We start from the raw sequence: 1,063 nt of genomic DNA, 5'->3' as shown, positions 1-1,063 counted from the left end.
GAAATCAAAAAACGTACAGTTAAAGCAGTGAAAACTTATGATGATATAGACAACGAGCTAGAGAAAGCACTTGGTATTCAACTAGGTAGGTATCAAAATGAAAAAAAATGAAAAAAATAAAAAATACGTATTGACTTTAAAAGGTCATTCTGTTAAACGAATCATTAAGTGCTAGAAACACTAAACATGTAGCGAATAGATTACGAAACAATCTTTTCCTGCTTCAAAATTTGGCTTTATTTTTATGCTATTATTGGCATATAACGATTTTGTCGGGTGTGGTTACGCTATACAATACCCTTATGGGAAAGGCGTGACGACGGACTACATGCCGTGTTTCTAGCGCCCGGCACTCTTTTAGAGTGTCAATAGAAATTTTAAACATGTAGGAGTTCCCTATGAACAATTTAGTAACAATCAACAATGCTGGTATTGCTGTCACAACTTCTTTGAAAATTGCAGAGGGTGTAGGTAATAAGCACAAAACAGTTATACAGTTGGTTCGTCAAAATATTAAAGACTTTGAAGAACTTGGAAGGGTCGCATTTGAAATGCTACCCTTTGAAACCAAGGGTGGAATACAAAAGAGAGAAGTTGCCATCCTTAATGAATCACAAGCAACTTTGCTCATGACATATATGCGCAATAATGACACGGTGCGTGCATTTAAAAAGGCGCTTGTTAAAGCTTTTTATGAATTAAAAAGCCAATCAAAAAATCATGATTTATTCTCTAGAGATAATGATTTATTTTCTTATGAAAGTTTAAAAGCTCCTGAGGGAATTGGTAAAGTTTTGGGAATGATTGCTGCGCGTTTATCGTATGTAAATGATCTACAAAAAGAGCTTGATCACTACAAATTGGTTACGACAGAAGCCAAGCGTGTCTTAACAAACGCTATTGCAAAAGCAGCATAAGACAGCAGCGGCGGTGCGGGGGCGCCCCTCTTTAAAATTCTTTCATTCAAAAATTTGTTTAAATATTAGATTAGGGAGCTACCTATGACCACTAAAAATGTATCCAAAAAATATGAACTCACAGATGAAATCCACCGTATTCCTGA

General features: G+C 35.7%; 1 protein-coding gene. It reads left to right on the top strand.

Annotation, left to right across the window (positions count from 1 at the left end; genetic code table 11):
• Positions 1–398: 398 nt before the first annotated feature.
• Positions 399–917, top strand: coding sequence for a Rha family transcriptional regulator (locus tag ACFIK4_RS03015; RefSeq protein WP_375635162.1), 519 nt, complete (start codon positions 399–401; stop codon positions 915–917).
• Positions 918–1,063 lie beyond the last annotated feature (146 nt).

The organism is Bartonella sp. AP9QHHD, from assembly GCF_042195625.1.
GTDB lineage: Bacteria > Pseudomonadota > Alphaproteobacteria > Rhizobiales > Rhizobiaceae > Bartonella.
This window is presented reverse-complemented; position numbering and strand designations above follow the sequence as displayed.